The 18,513-nt window shown below is 45.9% G+C and carries 17 protein-coding genes and 1 pseudogene; 11 read left to right on the top strand and 7 right to left on the bottom strand.

All coding sequences use genetic code 11. The features are described from left to right. Window positions 1-208: 208 nt before the first annotated feature. The 4 genes and pseudogenes from QJR74_RS14950 to QJR74_RS14935 form a co-directional block, all read right to left on the bottom strand. Complete coding sequence (locus QJR74_RS14950; RefSeq protein ID WP_304372592.1) at window positions 209-529, bottom strand: DUF1493 family protein; 321 nt, start codon at window positions 527-529, stop codon at window positions 209-211. Next, a pseudogene (locus QJR74_RS14945) lies at window positions 523-978 on the bottom strand (STM2901 family protein). Before QJR74_RS14945 ends, QJR74_RS14950 begins: the two are co-directional and overlap by 7 nt. 535 nt (window positions 979-1,513) lie before the next feature. Further along, window positions 1,514-1,723: a hypothetical protein gene (locus QJR74_RS14940; protein ID WP_304372591.1), complete on the bottom strand. Its 210-nt coding sequence runs from the start codon at window positions 1,721-1,723 to the stop codon at window positions 1,514-1,516. 263 nt (window positions 1,724-1,986) lie between these two features. Beyond that, the gene (locus tag QJR74_RS14935; RefSeq protein WP_304372590.1) at window positions 1,987-2,745 is read right to left on the bottom strand and encodes an alpha/beta fold hydrolase; all 759 of its coding nucleotides are present in this window, start codon (window positions 2,743-2,745) and stop codon (window positions 1,987-1,989) included. 262 nt (window positions 2,746-3,007) lie between these two features. Between QJR74_RS14935 and QJR74_RS14930 the strand changes: the two genes are divergently transcribed. The 5 genes from QJR74_RS14930 to tauD all read left to right on the top strand — a co-directional run bounded on the left by QJR74_RS14930 (window position 3,008) and on the right by tauD (window position 6,894). After that, entirely contained in the window at window positions 3,008-3,382 is a 375-nt protein-coding gene (locus tag QJR74_RS14930; protein WP_099824918.1) for an RcnB family protein, read from the top strand. 126 nt (window positions 3,383-3,508) lie between these two features. Continuing rightward, entirely contained in the window at window positions 3,509-4,492 is a 984-nt protein-coding gene (tauA, locus tag QJR74_RS14925; protein ID WP_304372589.1) for a taurine ABC transporter substrate-binding protein, read from the top strand. Continuing rightward, entirely contained in the window at window positions 4,489-5,262 is a 774-nt protein-coding gene (locus QJR74_RS14920) for an ATP-binding cassette domain-containing protein (protein WP_304372588.1), read from the top strand. The genes tauA and QJR74_RS14920 overlap by 4 nt, the downstream gene beginning before the upstream one ends. Further along, window positions 5,259-6,068 (top strand): ABC transporter permease subunit, encoded by an 810-nt coding sequence (locus tag QJR74_RS14915; protein WP_304372587.1) that lies wholly within the window; start codon window positions 5,259-5,261, stop codon window positions 6,066-6,068. Before QJR74_RS14920 ends, QJR74_RS14915 begins: the two co-directional genes overlap by 4 nt. Then, complete coding sequence (gene tauD / locus QJR74_RS14910; RefSeq protein ID WP_304372586.1) at window positions 6,058-6,894, top strand: taurine dioxygenase; 837 nt, start codon at window positions 6,058-6,060, stop codon at window positions 6,892-6,894. The genes QJR74_RS14915 and tauD overlap by 11 nt, the downstream gene beginning before the upstream one ends. 43 nt (window positions 6,895-6,937) lie before the next feature. On the opposite strand, the gene QJR74_RS14905 is transcribed toward tauD, so the two are convergent. Further along, the gene (locus QJR74_RS14905) at window positions 6,938-8,077 is read right to left on the bottom strand and encodes a porin (protein WP_304372585.1); all 1,140 of its coding nucleotides are present in this window, start codon (window positions 8,075-8,077) and stop codon (window positions 6,938-6,940) included. A gap of 292 nt (window positions 8,078-8,369) precedes the next feature. Between QJR74_RS14905 and QJR74_RS14900 the strand changes: the two genes are divergently transcribed. From QJR74_RS14900 to QJR74_RS14875, 6 genes are all read left to right on the top strand, one after another. Further along, window positions 8,370-9,716: a nucleobase:cation symporter-2 family protein gene (locus QJR74_RS14900; protein WP_304372584.1), complete on the top strand. Its 1,347-nt coding sequence runs from the start codon at window positions 8,370-8,372 to the stop codon at window positions 9,714-9,716. Then, complete coding sequence (locus tag QJR74_RS14895) at window positions 9,709-11,061, top strand: 8-oxoguanine deaminase (RefSeq protein ID WP_304372583.1); 1,353 nt, start codon at window positions 9,709-9,711, stop codon at window positions 11,059-11,061. The genes QJR74_RS14900 and QJR74_RS14895 overlap by 8 nt, the downstream gene beginning before the upstream one ends. 26 nt (window positions 11,062-11,087) lie before the next feature. After that, window positions 11,088-12,353, top strand: coding sequence for a TonB-dependent receptor (locus QJR74_RS14890; RefSeq protein ID WP_304372582.1), 1,266 nt, complete (start codon window positions 11,088-11,090; stop codon window positions 12,351-12,353). Window positions 12,354-12,515: 162 nt separating this feature from the next. Continuing rightward, window positions 12,516-13,100 (top strand): YceI family protein, encoded by a 585-nt coding sequence (locus QJR74_RS14885; protein WP_304372581.1) that lies wholly within the window; start codon window positions 12,516-12,518, stop codon window positions 13,098-13,100. Between the two features lie 119 nt (window positions 13,101-13,219). Further along, window positions 13,220-13,873, top strand: a complete 654-nt coding sequence (locus QJR74_RS14880) for a DUF421 domain-containing protein (RefSeq protein WP_304372580.1) — start codon at window positions 13,220-13,222, stop codon at window positions 13,871-13,873. 24 nt (window positions 13,874-13,897) lie between these two features. Further along, window positions 13,898-14,431 (top strand): lipocalin family protein, encoded by a 534-nt coding sequence (locus QJR74_RS14875; protein ID WP_304372579.1) that lies wholly within the window; start codon window positions 13,898-13,900, stop codon window positions 14,429-14,431. Here the strand turns inward: QJR74_RS14875 and QJR74_RS14870 are convergent. Both QJR74_RS14870 and polA read right to left on the bottom strand, forming a co-directional pair. Then, on the bottom strand, window positions 14,422-15,390 hold the full coding sequence (locus QJR74_RS14870) for a D-cysteine desulfhydrase (RefSeq protein ID WP_304372578.1): 969 nt from the start codon (window positions 15,388-15,390) through the stop codon (window positions 14,422-14,424). The two genes, QJR74_RS14875 and QJR74_RS14870, sit on opposite strands and share 10 nt — an antisense overlap. Before the next feature lie 16 nt (window positions 15,391-15,406). Then, window positions 15,407-18,184 (bottom strand): DNA polymerase I, encoded by a 2,778-nt coding sequence (polA, locus tag QJR74_RS14865; RefSeq protein ID WP_304372577.1) that lies wholly within the window; start codon window positions 18,182-18,184, stop codon window positions 15,407-15,409. Window positions 18,185-18,513: the final 329 nt, after the last annotated feature.

Genomic DNA, 18,513 nt, shown 5'->3' with positions numbered 1-18,513 from the left:
AATAAAATACGTAAATACTGTGTACTCAAAGGCATGCCCGATGGTACTTAGAAATACTCTTTGGGTACGTCCTCTTCTTCAATATTCCGGTTTTCGTGAGAACCCAAATTAACAGATATACAGGCCCGCAAGTGGGGTCTCGTATTATAAAATAAGCATCGTAAAAATTAGGATAGTAATTTTATGAAAGCACTGTGCTTTTTTGCGCTTAATCGTAAAGCCACCGACCTGCTTTTACCGATTCAACAAACATTCTGAGTGATAGTGGTGCTTTGCCTGTATTGTCTGGATGCCTGTCGAAAATAGATTCGAAGTTCCACGGAAAATACCTAATCATGTTTAAATTTTCACAATCAGTATTCAGTTCAGATGATAAATCATTGACCAGCGCTGCCAAGTCTTCACTTTCAAAAATATCCTGTAACGCTTCATCATCAGAAACATTCACTTTCTTAAAAAAGCTTGTCACTTTTGGTAGGTGATCAAGGAGGAATTCTCTAATCCCCTCGTCGCTATAATGATTCACCATATTTTTTCCTCCGAACGTACGATAGTATTAAACCTGTTGACTGTATTAAAACTAATTATTACAACATCAGCAGCCATAATACTCCAGCCAAGTACAGGTACAGCCCTGCCTGCAAATGCACCGAGATTATTAACCCAAAATATTTTTATACCTCGGAGGGTGAATGATTTTTTAGTAAGGGTTGGCAGTATTCTAGTTCTAAATTTGTGACTCAGATGCTTAAGAAAAAAAGGTGAGGCTGGGGAAGTTCCACGCGTAGCAGTTATGGGTTTTCCAGGAATATCGATAACATTATTTCCCAAAATTATTGACGCAAGACCGACTATATCTTTAATTCCCAGTTGTTTGTGTGCCTCATCTATCATTACCCAGAAAAGAAGCTCCTACGGACTAAGATTGCTTGTTCCATCGAAAAAATATGTACCGTTAAGTTCCTCTACCGTATCAATTCATAATGTCCTTTTATCGAATATATTAATAGCTAAAAATATTACCCTCTAAGTAATAAACACTGTAAAACCCTTAATATCAACACAGAAAATAAACATAAGTCGGTACAGTGTATATGCCGAATCTCCTCCTTTTCTTCAAACATTAAGGTAATCCCTTAGCGCGAAAAATCACCTATCATCGAGACACTGTAGTGATATCACTTTATAAAGAAATTATAGATCCTCATTCCCCATCGAGTTAATGCCATTAGAGTTATAATCATTACGATAAATTTCGATGCTGATTCGAGGATTGATGCTGATTCATCTATCTCAAAAACATGAGAATATTTAAGTAAATAAAAACCAATGAGAAATAATAAGAAATAAACTAAAAAATAAATTATTTTTTTCACTTTAACAATATCCTCTTATAATTTTATAATTACCATGTACATTGGCCCCCAAGGTTTCTTTCAGAAGAAGCATTCGAATTTTGTGAGCGCCCATTGCTACGACTAAAACTACTTATCTTACATTGTCCCGCGATCATTCAGCCAAGCACTCCAATAGCCATAGCCAGTGGCCCACCCGGTGCTCCAGCGACTAATCCACCCAATATTCCAGCGCCACAAGAATCGACAGCACCATAGGAACCTCCTCTATTTTGGGAGCGACTACCCGTATTCCTCGCCGCCTCCCAATTAGAGTTAGAGTTTCCACCAAAAACATTATCTACCTCGTATGAATGTAGTATTTTCATCGACACATCCTTTTATCTTGAAATTTTATTTAAATATAAAATACGGTAAAAAAATAGATATATATTCTTACATACCAGGAAAAGTATAACTTACCGCTACACATCCCAGAACAAGAATAATCAATGTAAAAAATAAAAAACACAAATAGTCCTATTATTATTTTTTAATACTATCAACCATCATCCTTTGAAAGAAGTTTTCCCTACCGTCTTTTATTTCGTTCCCCCCGCAGTAAAACACCTCTGCGGGAGGCCAAGATTTATCAGGAATATTTATTGATAAATCCACTGATTATCGCCACCAGTTTTTCAGTTGCTTCAAGTGGGAGTAAATGGCCGCAACCTTCCATGATCTGATACTCGTTGGGAGAAAACTGGTGAAGGGTCGAGGAGCGTTGCTGTTCAAGGCGTGGAACATTGTCGTCTTCTTCGCCTAACAGTAATAATGCAGGAAGCGTTATATCTTCATAGCGGTGAGTCAAATCCTCTTGGCTAGCCGTTTTCGCCCAATAAGGGAACGCTGCAGGATTCGCCCTCAATACATCATCAAGGGTACGTTGCTCTAATTCTGGTGATAAAGGCTTCTGGTGAGAACCCGCCACAAATTGACTGGCATGCTCACGTGTTGCCTGCCACTCATATTGCATTGCAAATTGCTGATCGGTCATGGGCTGCGGGCATAAGGGCGAGGGAGCCGTCAATATAATACCTGACACCTCAGTCGGGGCTTCCAGCGCCATGGCGGCAACCAGCTTTCCAGTCATCGAATGGCCGATGAGCCATGGCTGACTCACCCCTAATTCCTTTAAGGTCGCCCTGACAGCTTCGGCTTGCGTTGAAATAGATGCCGGTGCAAGGTGAGCAGAATCACCAAAGCCAGGCATATCCAGTGAGATACAGTAAAAGTGTTGCGAGAGCACTTCGACAACGGGAAGCCAAGTCTTTGCTGACCCCCCAAGATAATGCATAAAGACTAAGGGGGGGTGCTGGGGGTTACCTTTCTGAATTGACGTTAATATCATCCTAACCTCTGAGTAATGAGTTTGCTTACTCTTAAGCGTAATCCCTCTTTCTCGCTCTACCTGAGGTTTCTACAACAAAATGTGTCCTTTCTTCTCATCTTCCTAGAAATCGTTAAGATTGACATGCTTTGTCATACTCTTTATAGCAATCCTATCAGTTTTTCTAAATCGCCTGACATGACATCCCCTACACTACACAACATCGATTGAAGTTCGGCATCATTGACGTTATCAATCCGCTTAGGGTTACTTTGGAGTCATTATGAAATTATTCGCTAACTGGAAAACACTTTCTCTGCTATCACTTTCAGCATTAATGGTGAGCCAGTCTGTCTTAGCAGATGGCCCAGGCAGAGGACCGGATGATCGCTACGACGGAGGCCCTTCTCATGGAGAGTATCGTCGTCATGATGATGGCCCACGTCATTTTTCATATCGTGGTCATGATTTTGATCGTGGCCGCCCAGTACCCGATGATTTTCGCGGCCCTGACTATCGCGTGGATGATTGGCGTGACCGTGGACTACCGTCCCCTCCACATGGCCAGCATTGGGCTTATGTAGATGGTAATTACCTACTGGTCGCAGCAACCACGGGAATCATCACCTCAATTATCCTTAACGGTATGCATCCATAATTCCCCACCCCTCAGGTATTCTACCTGAGGGGCTTTAGCTAATTTTAGTCTTTCTAAATGCCTAATATGTAGTTTGGCGCCCTCCCTTATTCGATTAGATTTCTAAAAAACGAATAAGGAATATCTATGAAAGGCCTACTCGCTAGTTTACTGATCGCTGCAACCTTCCCCTTTACCACTCTCGCCGCTCCCATCGTGATTGGCTACCAAACGGGCGTTGACCCGTCAAAAGTCGCTCAAGCCGATGGTGTTTTTGAAAAAACAATTGGTCAACCACTCGATTGGCGTCGCTTCAATAGCGGACCGGAGGTTGTCGCCGCATTAGCCTCTGGTTCTATTCAAATCGGTAATTTAGGCTCTAGCCCATTTGCTGCCGCGACCTCGCGGAACCTGCCGATTGTCGCTTTCCTAGTATCGACTCAAATTCACGGTGCCGAAGCCTTGGTTGTCCGTAATACCAGCCATATCAATAGTTATCAGGATTTGAAAGGTAAGACCTTGGCCACGCCTTTTGTCTCGACGTCGCACTACAGCTTACTGGCGGCATTGAAGCACTGGGGCTACAAACCCGGTGACGTGAAGATTGTTAATCTTAACCCTCCGGAAATCGCCGCGGCCTGGAAAAGAGGGGATATTGATGGCGCTTTTGTTTGGTCACCCGCTCTCAGCCAAATAGAAAAAGATGGCAAAGTGCTGACTGACGCAAAACAGGTGGGTGAATGGGGTAACCCCACGTTTGAAGTATGGGTTACGCGCAAAGACTTCGCTGAGCAGCACCCAGAAGTCTTAGCAAAGTACGCACATGTCGTATTAGAAAGTTTCGATCATTATGCTCAACATCCTGAGCAATACCGTGCCACCAGCGAAAATGCGCAGAAAATTGCTAAATTAGTCGGGGTATCCGCCCAAGATATTCCTGGCCTGCTCTCTGGTAGTGTTTATCCCACCTATACGCAACAACTTAGCGCATCATTTCTGGAGGGTGGCAGCGCAATAGCCACCAAAGCGACTGCCGAATTCTTGGTTGAACAGCATCGTATTCCTGCCGTATTACCTGACTATCGCCCGTTTATTAGCGATAAATTCGTCAAGTTGAGTCGTCAACCATGAGCCAGCTACAGATTATTCAAGGGCATTTAACCTTCACTCACGGCGAAGCGCAGCAACCTATCTTCGATAAGATATCGATGTCGATCAATAAAGGGGAAAGTGTTGTGCTGCTTGGCCCCTCTGGATGCGGTAAATCTACCCTACTCAACGTTTTTGCCGGCTTTCAATCTTTGGATCAAGGTCAGGTTATCCTGAATGATCAATGCCTTAACGGGCCATCTGGACAGCGGGCGGTGGTGTTTCAAGATGATGCCTTATTACCTTGGTTAACTACCGAACACAATGTCGAGATCGGCCTTAAGATCCAAGGTGTTGCCAAGGCACAGCGTCAAAAAATTACCAAAGACTATCTCGAATTGGTCGGATTAGCCGCCCATGCTAAGCATCCAATACAACAGCTCTCAGGGGGGCAACGGCAACGGCTAGGTCTCGCCCGTGCCCTCGCGATTAAACCTGACTTTCTACTATTGGATGAGCCATTTGGAGCACTGGACGCGCTGACACGAGAAAAAATGCAAGCACTCCTACTGACGATCTGGAAAGAGACGGGAGTGGGTTTTCTGCTAATCACCCATAGTGTTGATGAAGCCCTGTTATTGGCTACAGATTTATATCTACTACAGGGGCCTCCTACGCAAATTATGACACACCAACAGCCCCCCTTTGCCCGTCGTTTTCTAGAGGGTGAGACGGTCAGATCGCTCAAGTCTGATAGCCGTTTCACTGATGATCGGCAATCCTTGCTGGATCAATTATTGGAGGTCGCATGACGTCGCTACGTAGCACCTCCTATTCTCGATACAACGCTACCCGCTATTTATCCCTAATCTCCAGTTTTACCATTCTGGTGATCGTAGGGGCATGGTTTACCGCTTCTCACTACGGTTGGATCAATACGCTATTCTTTCCATCACCCAAAGAGTTGTTTCTGGCATTTAAGCAATTATGGCAACAAGGTTACCTCGATATTAGCTTAGGTCAGCATGTTACCGCCAGCTTGCTTCGGGTGTTAGTCGCCTTAGCCATTGCGTTAGTAACAGCAATCCCTCTCGGTATTCTCATGGGACTTACGCCGGTAGTGCGGGCTATTTTCACCCCTATTTTGGATTTTTATCGCCCCATCCCGCCACTGGCTTATTTACCCTTAATCGTTATTTGGTTGGGGATCGGTGAAGTGTCGAAAATTCTCCTCATCTTCTTAGCGATTTTCGCCCCTTTAACTATCAGTACAGCGGAAGCGGTACGCCGTATCGAACCACACCGAGTTCAAGCCGTCCGCTGCTTGGGTGCATCGTCTTGGCAAGTTATGAAGTGGGTAATCTTACCCAGTATCCTTCCTGAACTGCTGACGGGAATAAGGATTGCCTTGGGTGTCGGCTGGTCGACCTTAGTGGCTGCAGAACTTATCGCCGCTAATCGTGGATTAGGCTTTATGGTGCAATCTGCTGCACAGTTTTTATCGACTGATGTCGTCGTCGCAGGAATCCTCCTCATTGCAGCGGTAGCACTGGTTATCGAACTCCTGCTTAGACAATTACAGAAAAGATTTGCTCGTTGGAGCCTTTATGACTATTAACGCGACCCCACTTACCCCTGCACTTGGCGCAAAGATTGACGGTATTGATTTGACCGAACTGACCGCTGATAATCAGCGCACGGTCTATTCATTACTCCTTAAATACCAAGTGCTTTTCTTTCGTGGTCAACACCTGACGCCCGCCGATCAAGCTAAGCTTGCTGGCCGATTCGGTAACTTACATATCCACCCCATTTACCCGAAAGTGGAACAGCAACCCGAAATTTTAATTCTCGATACGGCGCTCAATGATTTACGGGATAACGCTCTTTGGCATACCGATGTCACCTTTATCGAAACGCCTCCCCTAGGTTCCATCCTTAATGCCATCCAAGTCCCTGAATACGGTGGTGATACATTATGGGCGAGTAGCAGTGCAGCCTACGATGCGCTCTCACCGCCGATTCAACAGCTGATAGACGGTCTCGATGCCGAACATGATATTCAACTGTCTTTTCCCGATGAGCGTTTTAGTACGACCACTGAAGCACGACAACAGGTCGCTAAAGCTCGCCAAGACCATCCTCCCGTCATTCACCCTGTGGTTCGAGTTCATCCCGATACCGGTAAGAAAGGGCTATTTGTTACCCCAGGATTCACACGGCGGATTATTGGCTTAAGTGCAGTGGAAAGTCGCGCATTGCTGGAGTTACTCTTTACTCACAGTACTCGTCCCGAGTTTTCGGTTCGTTGGCATTGGCAGGCGAATGACGTGGTATTTTGGGACAATCGTATTACTCAGCATTACGCCTGTGATGACTATCATCCACAACGACGAGTCATGCACCGAGCAACTATTTTGGGCGACAAGCCGATAGGTCCTTAATGGAAAGTGTCTTCACCCAGAGGATGAAGACACCGGTGAAGCGTTAGAAGTCGTAGCGGAAACGTACGAGGTTCATATCCCCTTCTTTATCCGTTGTGGAAGCAAAGACGTGCTCATAGTCGACACGGAAGCCGTAATAAGCAAATAACGCCACCCCTACGCCATTATCAATACGTTTGTAATTACGGCCATTAACGTATTCAAGACGGTCACCCATGACATAAGGCATTACCGCTTTTACACCCATCTGCTGGATTGGGAACTTATAACCGGCAAAATATTCTACGCCCCATGCATCGCCTGCAAAGTAGTTATTTGCATTCTTAAGCTTGGTCTTCAGGAAGTTTTGGTAGTAACCACCGCCTGCGGCAACGGTCCAGTTACCCGGTGTCCAGCCCAGAGAGGTCCCCACGATATTTTGGTTATAATCTTTACTCTGACCCTTTGCATGATCATAAACGGTCGCTTTGGTATAGTTCCATGCCGTTCCCCATGACAGGTCTTTGGTGATGTGATAATCGACCCCTACAGAACCACCACCTTTACGTTTGTAGCGCATCTTATCGCTGGTTAGTAGAGGATCGTCGCCAAACAGGTAGGATGCATAGACATCGAAATCACCCACTCGGCCTTTATATTTCAGCATTTTGCGAGAACGGTATGATCCATCGTAATCGCCGTTAACCCCATTACCCGGTGCTTGAGCTAACATATCGTCATCCCAAATATCGGTTTTTGCCCCGACCGCATCGTAATAAACACTGTTCTGTTGTCCGAAGGTCAATTGACCATACTGCTGGCTCTTTAATCCAGTAAACCATTGACGGCGGGTCGTGTTGGTTGCGCCGGAAGCGTAATGATTATCCCAGTTAAAGACCTTAGGAATATTAACACCGACTTCGTAGTAGTTTACCCAGTTGATATCTTGTGTCAGTGCGTAATCCACGCTGAAACGAAAACGTGTACCACCATCAAAACCGTTACGTTTGTACGATTTATCTTTGCCACCGGTCTGATGATTAAACTGAGGACGAATACTCCCCCCCACTTTGACATTTAAGCGGCTGAGAGGATCTGTCGCCTGAGGATCTTGTTTTAAGAGAGTAATTTCTGCTTGGCTGACCGCGGGAAGTCCCAGTAAACATAACGCCAAGATTGAGGGCGAAAATAAACGCGTTTTCATTAATATCATTATCCTGTAATTAAACACTGCAATAATCGAGCAAGGTGATTATCCTTACGCTTTATGACAAAAATATGAATTTCTTGGAATAGTCTTAAAAATTAAGCACCAAAATGGTGCGTAATGACCTAATAAGCCTCAAAAAGTAATTAACTGAATCAAAAATTACTTACCTAAAAGTGTTCTTATCTTCGCAATGGCTTTCAACGCCCTGTTTTGACCTTATTCCGCCTCACTTTAATAAGTGGAATAGTTTTTGCTGTGGTTAGGAAAAAACAGGGGATGCGAGCCAATGCAAAAAACAAATGATGAACCGCTACTTTACGGTCTAAACGATCGTTTACCTTTCATACCTGCAGTCTGTACCGCCGTCCAGCATATGTTGGCGAGTATTGTTGGGATTGTGACGCCACCCTTAATTATTGGCAGTTCCCTTGGCCTAACACAGTGGCTTCCTTATTTAATCAGCATGTCGCTATTTGCTTCAGGTGTTGGCACGGTCATTCAAGCCGTACGTTTTCGTAATATCGGCGCGGGGATGATTTGCCTGCAAGGCACTAGCTTTGCCTTCTTGGGCGTCATTATTGCGGGGGGGTTACTGCTAAAACAACAGGGGGCGACCTCAGAACAGATTCTGGCAATGATTTTTGGTTGTACTTTAGTGTCGGCAATTATCCCGCTGATTGTTAGCCAATTTATCCATACTTTTTCGCGTTTATTGACGCCGCTGGTCACCGGTATCGTTATTGTTCTAATCGGTATCAGTTTAATTAAAGTCAGTATAACCGATTGGGGCGGTGGATTTGGCGCCACAGACTTTGCTTCTCCACATAATCTTGGCCTAGGACTATTCACTCTGCTCATTATAGTGCTGATGAACTGTAGCCGTCGTGCTTGGTGTAAGCTCTCCAGTATTATCGTTGGGATTGTTGCAGGATCTATTCTTGCCGCGATAGTGGGTAAGTTCCATCCGCATTTTAGTTCAGATCTTCTGCCCTCTTTACCTATACCTTTTCGTTTTGGCTTGAGTTTTTCATGGTCGGTCTTTATTCCTATCGCTTTGGTATCGTTAATCTCAATCATTGAAACTGTGGGAGATCTAACCGCTAACTGTATGCTTTCAAAGCAGCCACTGGTAGGTCCAGATTTTCAAAATCGGATCCGTGGAGGGATCTTAGGGGATGGCGTCAGCTGCTTAGTGGCCGCAATATTTTCTTCCTTCCCGAATACTACCTTCGCGCAAAATAATGGTGTCATCCAGATGACGCAAGTTGCCAGCCGCTATGCGGGAATATGGATTGGTGCGCTATTTATCCTATTAGGACTATTTCCTCAGTTCAGTCAATTACTTGAGCAACTTCCGAAACCCGTTCTAGGCGGCGCAACCTTAGTGATGTTCGGGAGTGTCGTGGCAGCGGGCATTCGTATCATGACAAGAGAAAGCTTAGATAGTCGCAGCATGCTTATTATCGCCCTAGCTTTTGGCGTGGGGCTAGGAATTGAATCTCAGCCAGACATTCTTAAAGCGATGCCTCAGTTCTTCCAAACTCTCTTCCAAAATGCCGTCACCAGTGGTGGAACCCTAGCCATCTTGCTGAATTTGCTCTTACCTACTTCAAAGGAAAAAACGGATGACTGAGCGTATATGGATTAAGCAACCCTTGGCCTGCTTCAATGGAACCCAGCAAATTGAAACAAATGGCCTGGTGATTGAAGGCGGTAAAATCGTTGAAGTCCTTGCTACGGGACAACAGCCGTCCCACCCCTGCGAGACGATTTTTGATGCGCGCCAACATGTGGTTTTACCGGGGTTGATTAATACCCACCACCATTTTTATCAGACGTTAACCCGCGCTTGGGGACCCGTTATCAATCAACCACTCTTTCCTTGGTTGAAAACCCTTTACCCGGTATGGGCCAAATTAACGCCGCAGGCGTTACGTCTGGGAAGCGAAGTCGCCTTAGCCGAATTGCTACTTTCTGGGTGCACGACCACCAGCGATCATCACTATCTTTTTCCGATAGGGATGGAAGAGGCTATAGATATCCAAGTCGACGCAGTGAATCATCTTGGGATGCGCGCAACCTTAAGCCGCGGTTCCATGAGTTTAGGAGAGAAATCTGGCGGATTACCTCCTGAACACACCGTACAAGCCGCCGAGACTATTTTAGAAGATAGCCAACGATTGATTGAGCGTTACCACGATACGCAGGACGGGGCCATGATTAACATTGCCCTTGCCCCCTGTTCACCTTTTTCGGTGACACCTGAAATCATGAAGCAAAGCGCACAACTCGCGGAAGAGAAGAACGTTCGCTTACATACCCATTTGGCAGAAACGTTGGATGAAGAAGCATTTTGTTTAAAGCTTTTTGGTTTACGTACGGTGGATTACTTAGATTCAGTAGGGTGGCTAAGCTCTCGTACTTGGTTGGCGCATGGAATTCACTTCAATGATGAAGAAATTTACCGTTTGGGGAAAGAAGGCGTTGCCATTAGCCATTGCCCAGTTTCTAATATGCGGCTCGCTTCGGGCATCTGTCGGACGCAGGAGCTACTGCAAGCGGGCGCCACTATAAGTTTAGGGGTGGATGGATCGGCATCAAACGATGCCTCGAATATGATGTATGAAGCACGGCAAGCACTTTACTTGCAACGATTGCGCTACGGGACGCAAACGATTACGCCAGAATTGGTATTAGGCTGGGCAACACGAGGAGGGGCACAAACCTTAGGTAGAAACGATATAGGGGAAATTGCTATCGGAAAACAGGCCGATTTAGCTTTATTCACCTTAGAAGATATTCGCTTTAGCGGAAGCCACGATCCACTCGCGGCATTACTACTCTGTGGTGCGGAGCGTGCTAATCGTGTCATGGTCGCAGGAAAGTGGCGGGTCATCGACGGGGAAATCGTTGATATGGACCTTCCAAGACTTCTTAGCCATCACCGCAAAGCCGCTAAACATTTGATCGATTTATAATAATTTTTATTCAGGTAGGGAATAACATGCATACACACTCAGCATCAACGCATCGCACGCGTGGGCTTGCCCGCTATTTAGTTTTAACGGCATTTGTCCCCATGTTTGGTTATGCCGCCACCGCTGACACTAGCTCAGCATCGAACCTAGAAGAGGCTATTACTCAAGGTAAAGTCAGCGGTAGTCTACGTTCAATGTACTATTCAACCCATAATGCCTATTTTGCTCAGGGTTTGAATCAAGACACCATAAGTTACGGTGGCTTTCTAAAATATGAGACTGCACCGCTCGATGGCTTTAACCTTGGCGTGAGTGGCATATTTGTACGCGGTATTAATCACGGCGCAGCCAGTCAGACCGTGAGTGAACTTGGCGATAATCAAACCAATGTTGGCGAAGCCTGGTTACAGTGGCGTAATGACGATTTTCGGATCACGGCCGGTAACCAACAACTTGATATACCCTTCTTAGGGAATTACGACTGGCGTATTACGCCGATGATCTATCAAGCGATTGACGCCGAATATGGTCAGGGTGAAGATTTCATCCGAGCAACCAAAGTCTTCCGCTATAAATCTTGGGGCTCGGATCGTCAGCAGCGTTATACCGCTTATGGGTCTGACGAAAAAACAAATGGTATGTGGTCGCTGGGCGCTGGGCACCATTGGGATATTAACGATGTTCATTTGAACGGCGTTGCCTGGTACGAAAATTATAACGATTACAGCGATATCTTCTATACCGAAGGGCATGTACAATGGAACCAAGCGCCTTTACAGCCTGATTTTGGTATCCAATACCTTCGCGGTACCGGTAACGGTAAAGATTTAGCGGGTCCAGTGAATAGCCAAAGCATCGGCTGGCAGCTCTCACTCAATCTGCTGAGCAACCTGAACTGGAAAGTTGGCTATGACTATCTAGCCAATAATGCGAGTGGCCATCAATACCCTCTGGTCACGCCATATGCACACAACGCCTCTTCCGGCCCCTATTTCGCTCAACCCTTCTTCACCAGTACTCAAGACTTAGGTAATGGTAACGCTTGGGCCACCAGCTTGAATTATAGCGCGACGGAGCAAGTGACCGTGGGGACTCGCTACTCTTGGATGGACCTTAAACCAGCCAATAGCAACGGTAGCTTACGTCAGTCTGAGTATCTTGTTTATGGTATTTATAGCTTTGGTGGTGCCCTCAAAGGCTTAAGCTTGACCGATTTTGTTGGCGTACAGACATCACCTCTTTATAAGAAAGATTTCTGGCAAAACCGCGTTGCCCTGCAATACGATTTCTAACCGTTTCGGGTGCCTACGCAGGCACCCTTTTTTATACAGAGCTGTGAAGACTGTCGTTAATTCGAACAATTTATTTGAACTAAGAGAACAAAACTATTAACTATCTGTTAATCAGTAAATAAGCCATGATTAATGAATTCACCCTACACAGGATAGAAAATAATGAAAAAAATCAGCGCCGTTCTCTTACCTTTTGTTGCAGTCAGCGCACTATACAGTGCAGCCTCCCACGCGGCGGCGGTGGATTACCAAGTAGATACCGCCCACACTTCGATTGTGGTGAGTTGGGACCATTTTGGATTTTCGCACCCTACTGCTGATATTCCAGGCGCAACGGGGGTGATAAAATTTGATCCGCAACATCCTGCTGCATCATCGGTACAAGTCTCTATTCCAGTAAGTAATATTGATACCCATGTACCCGCCTTGACCAAAGAGTTCCAAGGTAGCGATTACTTCGATACCACAAAATATGCCACAGCAACTTTTACCAGTACGAAAGTGACCCCACGCGGCCAACACAACTATGACGTTGAAGGAAATCTAACCCTAAAAGGTGTCACTAAGCCGGTCACCCTGCATGCCACCCTGAACAAGATTGGTGAACACGCAATGGTGAAAAAACAAGCGGTTGGGTTTGATGCTAGCGGCACTCTACAGCGTTCAGCGTTCGGTATTGATAAATATGTACCTGCGGTAAGCGATACCATTAGCCTGAACATTTCGACAGAAGCCTACGCTAAGTAATTCCCTTCACGTTCCCAGTAAGATTTTTTATTGGGAACAATTTCGACCTATCCTCTCTCTGCTAGACAATTTGTATTATCCTTAGAGTCATTCTTTGATCAAAATAGTAAGGATAATTTGTGGGATATTACGAATTTACTTTCCTCAAATTACTGATTGGTTTCTGCGTTCTTATTGCTCACCTCAATCTTACCGGTAAGACTCAACTGTCACAGATGACACCGATCGATTTTATTGGCAATTTCGTGTTGGGTGGCATTATTGGCGGAGTGATTTATAGCGATACCATTCCTCTTCAACAATATGTAATTCTACTTCTCCTCGGCGTGATATTGATTAGCGCTTTAAACTTCGCCAGTAAGCACATCTCGGCAATCCGTACCATTACAATTGGTGACCCAATTCCCATTATGAAAAACGGTAATTTTATTCTCGAGAATGTCCTTAAAAGTCGAAATAAGCTCGATATCGTTAGCCTAACTTCACAGCTTCACTCTTTAGGGATAAATTCCTTTGAAGAGGTACGTTATGCACAAGTTGAGCCAGGCGGGCAACTCAGCGTGATTACTAAAGAAGCAACAATGTTTTCTGTATTAGTGATTAAAACCGGCGAAATTCGTCAACATGGTTTAGAAATCATCGAAAAAGATGAAGAGTGGCTTACCGCCAAACTTAACGAGAAATCATTAACTGTAGAAGATGTTTTTCTCGGCGAGTTCTGGAAAAGCGAATTAGTCCTGCATCTTTATAATGGGACTAAAGAGATACTATAACGACACGGAAATAAGGCAATAGAGATGAAATATAAACTGCTGTTACCCCTTATCGGCTTGGGTTCTCTCGCGCTATTAACGGCCTGTCAGAATTTGACGCCTCCATCAGGCGTGAAACCGGTCACTCCATTTAATATCGAAAAATATCAAGGTAAGTGGTTTGAAGTCGCAAGACTTGAGAATCGGTTTGAGAAAGGCCTCACCCACGTTACCGCGACTTATCGGTTACAAAATGATGGCACCGTCACTGTTATAAACCGTGGGTTCAATCCTAAAAAAGGACAATGGTCCGAGAGTGTCGGCAAGGCCCGCTTTACCGGAAGTAGTGACCGCGCAGCATTGAAAGTGTCGTTTTTTGGACCTTTCTATGCCAGCTATAACGTGATTGCCTTGGATGATGATTACCAAACGGCCTTAGTCTGCGGACCAGACAGAAGTTATCTCTGGATCCTCTCCCGCCAGCCCCACTTAACCGCTAAATCGCGTCAGACGCTATTAGTGAAAGCCAAGCAGGCGGGATTCGCTATCGACCAACTACTGTGGACCGATCAGGAGTAGGCGAAGAGTGCTGGTGAACCACCAGTGTGGATGAATAGTAACGGGCCACTACCCGCAAAACGTTGACTGTTAATTCCCGATAACATTCCTGCCATTGCTTTCGCTGTGTAAACGGGGTCAAGGAAGATCCCTTCCAGCTGGGCCACTAAGTTGAGCGCATCATTACCGCTATCATTGGTATAGCCGTAGCCAGGTGCGTAGAAGTCATCCCACAACGTGAGTGGCTGTTTCACACTCACGTTCAGTGTCTCCGCTAAAGATTGACGTAACGCTTCAACAATCGGCTGCTGCTGCGCCTGACTGCGCGAAACCGTCACCCCCACCAAGGAAACCTGAGGAAGATAATGTTCCAGACCCACTGACAGGCCGGCATGCGTCCCTCCGCTCCCCGATGCGACGACGACCGCCGCGAGATCCGCAATATCCGCCACTTGATGCATAATTTCTTGTGCACAGCCAACGTATCCCAAACTGCCCAAAGTATTCGAGCCACCTACCGGTACAATATAAGGACGAAATCCTTGTGCTTGCAGCAATTCTGCTTGCGTGCTCAGCTGTTCCGCGAGGGAAGGCCCAACCTGTGCAGGTAAAACATTGACGCCTAATAAGTCGAGTAATAAGCGATTGCCATTATGCTGATAACCTTCCGGCGCGTCCTCTAGAGGGTTCTCTAAAATCGCCATACATTTTAGACCTAGTTTCGCCGCCACTGCCGCCGTCTGCCTAACATGATTAGACTGTATAGCCCCAGCAGTGAGCAAAACATCCGCGCCTTCTTGTAGGGCTTGTGCGGCGAGAAACTCGAGTTTACGTAGCTTGTTCCCCCCTAATCCTAAGGGGGTCAGATCATCGCGTTTAATGTAAATATCGCGTTCCACATAATCGGATAGGCGCGGTAGGTACTCAATGGGCGTCGGCGCACCCACTAACTCTATTTTCGGGTAGTTATCAATTAACATTATTTAACCTTCTCGCTTAATGCGCCTGATCCCAGTTATCACCTAGGCCGGTATCCACTTGCAGCGGAACGGCTAGCGTGACGCAGTTTTCCATAATTTCGCGTACTTTTTGCGTCGCACTATCGAGTAAATCTTCATGCACTTCGAAGACGAGTTCATCGTGTACTTGCATGATCATTTTGATACGATCGGGATCTTGCGTAGTTAACCAGTGATCAACTCCGATCATCGCACGTTTGATAATATCGGCTGCAGTCCCCTGCATTGGCGCATTGATTGCTGCCCGTTCCGCGGCTTTGCGGCGAATCGCATTGCTCGATTTAATGTCGGGTAAATAAAGTCGGCGGCCTTCAATCGTTTCCACATACCCTTTTTCGGCCGCACTCTGGCGTGTAGTTTCCATATAGGTCAAGACACCGGGGTAACGCTCGAAGTAGAGATCCATATACTTCTTCGCCTCTCCAGGTGCTATCCCTAATTGGCGCGATAGGCCAAATGAGCTCATCCCATAAATCAGTCCAAAGTTAATCGCTTTAGCGCTACGACGTTGCTCGCCTGTCACCTTTTCGAGAGGGGTACCAAAGACTTCCGAAGCCGTGGCTCGGTGGATGTCTTCACCTTGGGCAAAAGCCTCTAACAAACCTTTATCTTGCGAAAGGTGCGCCATAATCCGCAGCTCAATTTGTGAATAGTCCGCTGCTAAAATTTTATGGCCAGGGGAAGCAGTAAACGCCTGACGGATTCGTCGACCTTCATCGTTACGTACCGGTATATTTTGAAGGTTAGGGTCGGTCGATGAAAGTCGCCCTGTTGCGGTGACAGCCTGATGATAAGACGTATGTAATCGGCCGGTAACTGGGCTAATCATAAGAGGTAACTTATCGGTATAGGTCGATTTCAGTTTCGAGAGACCACGGTGTTCAAGAATCACTTTAGGTAACGGGTGATCAAGCGCTAGCTCTGCTAAGACTTCTTCACTGGTTGATGGCGCTCCGCCCGGGGTTTTTTTCGTCGGCTTAATACCCTGCTTTTCAAATAAGATTGTCTGCAGCTGTTTAGGCGATGAGAGATTAAAGCTTTCCCCTGCCAGCTCGTGCGCCTTCTTCTCTAACTCTTCGAGGCGTTGCGCCAACTCTTGGGAGTGTGCCGAAAGAATCAGCGGCTCTATTAATACGCCATTGCGCTCGATTTTCGAGATAACCGGTACAAGGGGCATCTCGATTTCGTCGAAGACTTTTTTAGGGCCCGCTTCATTTTCTAACAAAGGCCAAATTTTCTGATGCAGCTGTAGCGTGACATCGGCATCTTCTGCAGCGTACTGAGCCGCTTGGTCGAGCGCTATTTGGTTAAAGGTTAGCTGTTTTTTCCCTTTACCCGCAATCTCTTCAAAAGTGATCGTCTTATGGCCTAACCAGCGTTGTGAGAGGCTATCCATATCGTGTTTACCCGCCACACTGTTATAGAGGTAAGACTCCAGCATGGTATCGAAACGGATACCCTTTAATTCAATGCCATAGTTAAGCAGTACGCCACGGTCATATTTTAGATTCTGGCCAACTTTTGCCAAATTCTCGTCTTCTAGTAATGGCGTAAACTGAGCCAGTACGTCGTCGCGGTTGAGTTGCTCAGGGGCATCCAAATAGTCGTGGGCCAGCGGGAGATAGGCCGCCTCGCCTGCAGCGGTGGCGAAAGAGAGACCCACAATTTCAGCAGAGTAAGAATCCAGAGAGGTTGTTTCTAAATCAAAGGAGAACAGCTCACTACTTTTCAGCTTAACAAGCCACTCATCCAGCAACGTCTGATCAAAAATCGTTTGGTAGTGTTCGGAAGATAGACTGATTTCGGGTACAGGGGCCGCTTCCGCCGATACAGTATTTGTGGCCTTTGGGATCGACTTACCACTTAGCCAACGGTTGTTCTCCACATCCCCTAGCCAACGCTTGAATTCATAGCGGGCAAACAGGTCGAGCAGGAGTGTTTGATCTAATGGGCCGACCTTGAGTTGCTCACAGCTGAGATCTAACTCAACATCGGTTTTAATTGTGGCAAGTTGGTAGGAAAGCATGGCCATTTCTTGGTTTTCAGCCAATTTTTTACCCATTGTTTTCGCCCCACGAAAACTCAAGCTCGCGACTTTATCGAGATCGGCATAGATAGTCTCTAAACTTCCCAACCCTTGTAATAATGCCTGAGCAGTCTTTTCACCTACACCCGGTACACCGGGAATGTTATCGGACGAGTCACCCATTAATGCCAAATAATCAATAATCAGCTCTGGAGGAATACCGTATTTCTCGTTAACTTCTTCAGGACCAAGCACAGTATTGTTCATAGTATTGATAAGAGTGATATGGGGGCTGACCAGCTGTGCCATATCTTTATCGCCAGTACTGATCAATACATCCCGCCCTTCTTGCTCTGCTTGACGAGCGAGCGTACCGATAACATCATCGGCTTCCACGCCTGATACCGCGAGTAAGGGTAAACCTATCGCTTTAACCATCTGATGCAAGGGCTCGATTTGCGAGCGTAGATCGTCTGGCATAGGGGGACGATGCGATTTGTATTCCGCGAATAACTCATCACGGAAGGTTTTTCCTTTGGCGTCAAACACGACAGCAACATGGCTCGGCTGATATTGCAGTAATAAGCTACGCAACATATTCAATACGCCGTACATCGCTCCTGTCGGCTCCCCAGCACCATTGGTAAGCGGCGGGAAAGCATGGAATGCTCGGTAGAGATAAGAAGAACCATCAATTAGGATCAGCGGGTTTGGTGCGATTTGAGCCATAGGTATTAATTTCTGAGTTGGTCCGTGGATAAGCGTTAGCATGCCACAGAATAGAATAAATGTTGAACATGGCAGTCATTGGCATGATCACATAAAAGAAAATCAGGTCTAAGATCCTGTGGATAACTCTGTGGATCTATTTATTTCGTTAATTACAAATTGACCGAAACATACAATTAATCTAGATAAAAATCATATAAAACATGATGTTAAATTAGATCATCGATGTTTCCTTACATTATTGCTGCGTTATACTTCTGTGAATAAAAGGATCGAGTTTCTCATTCCAAATAGGGTAAACCTCTGAACACCTCAGTATTCAGAGGTAA

The organism is Tatumella ptyseos (assembly GCF_030552895.1).
Classification (GTDB): domain Bacteria; phylum Pseudomonadota; class Gammaproteobacteria; order Enterobacterales; family Enterobacteriaceae; genus Rosenbergiella; species Rosenbergiella ptyseos_A.
The sequence above is the reverse complement of the archived record's forward strand: the minus strand, read 5'-3'. Positions and strand labels throughout refer to the sequence as shown.

Bases quoted from the DNA above. Each gene is read 5' to 3' on its own strand.
- QJR74_RS14905 (WP_304372585.1), bottom strand. From the start codon at position 8,077: ATGAAAACGCGTTTATTTTCGCCCTCAATCTTGGCGTTATGTTTACTG.
- QJR74_RS14915 (WP_304372587.1), top strand. From the start codon at position 5,259: ATGACGTCGCTACGTAGCACCTCCTATTCTCGATACAACGCTACCCGC.
- QJR74_RS14875 (WP_304372579.1), top strand. From the start codon at position 13,898: ATGAAATATAAACTGCTGTTACCCCTTATCGGCTTGGGTTCTCTCGCG.
- QJR74_RS14940 (WP_304372591.1), bottom strand. From the start codon at position 1,723: ATGAAAATACTACATTCATACGAGGTAGATAATGTTTTTGGTGGAAAC.
- QJR74_RS14950 (WP_304372592.1), bottom strand. From the start codon at position 529: ATGGTGAATCATTATAGCGACGAGGGGATTAGAGAATTCCTCCTTGAT.
- QJR74_RS14935 (WP_304372590.1), bottom strand. From the start codon at position 2,745: ATGATATTAACGTCAATTCAGAAAGGTAACCCCCAGCACCCCCCCTTA.
- QJR74_RS14870 (WP_304372578.1), bottom strand. From the start codon at position 15,390: ATGTTAATTGATAACTACCCGAAAATAGAGTTAGTGGGTGCGCCGACG.
- polA (WP_304372577.1), bottom strand. From the start codon at position 18,184: ATGGCTCAAATCGCACCAAACCCGCTGATCCTAATTGATGGTTCTTCT.
- QJR74_RS14890 (WP_304372582.1), top strand. From the start codon at position 11,088: ATGCATACACACTCAGCATCAACGCATCGCACGCGTGGGCTTGCCCGC.
- tauD (WP_304372586.1), top strand. From the start codon at position 6,058: ATGACTATTAACGCGACCCCACTTACCCCTGCACTTGGCGCAAAGATT.
- tauA (WP_304372589.1), top strand. From the start codon at position 3,509: ATGAAAGGCCTACTCGCTAGTTTACTGATCGCTGCAACCTTCCCCTTT.
- QJR74_RS14920 (WP_304372588.1), top strand. From the start codon at position 4,489: ATGAGCCAGCTACAGATTATTCAAGGGCATTTAACCTTCACTCACGGC.
- QJR74_RS14885 (WP_304372581.1), top strand. From the start codon at position 12,516: ATGAAAAAAATCAGCGCCGTTCTCTTACCTTTTGTTGCAGTCAGCGCA.
- QJR74_RS14900 (WP_304372584.1), top strand. From the start codon at position 8,370: ATGCAAAAAACAAATGATGAACCGCTACTTTACGGTCTAAACGATCGT.
- QJR74_RS14895 (WP_304372583.1), top strand. From the start codon at position 9,709: ATGACTGAGCGTATATGGATTAAGCAACCCTTGGCCTGCTTCAATGGA.
- QJR74_RS14930 (WP_099824918.1), top strand. From the start codon at position 3,008: ATGAAATTATTCGCTAACTGGAAAACACTTTCTCTGCTATCACTTTCA.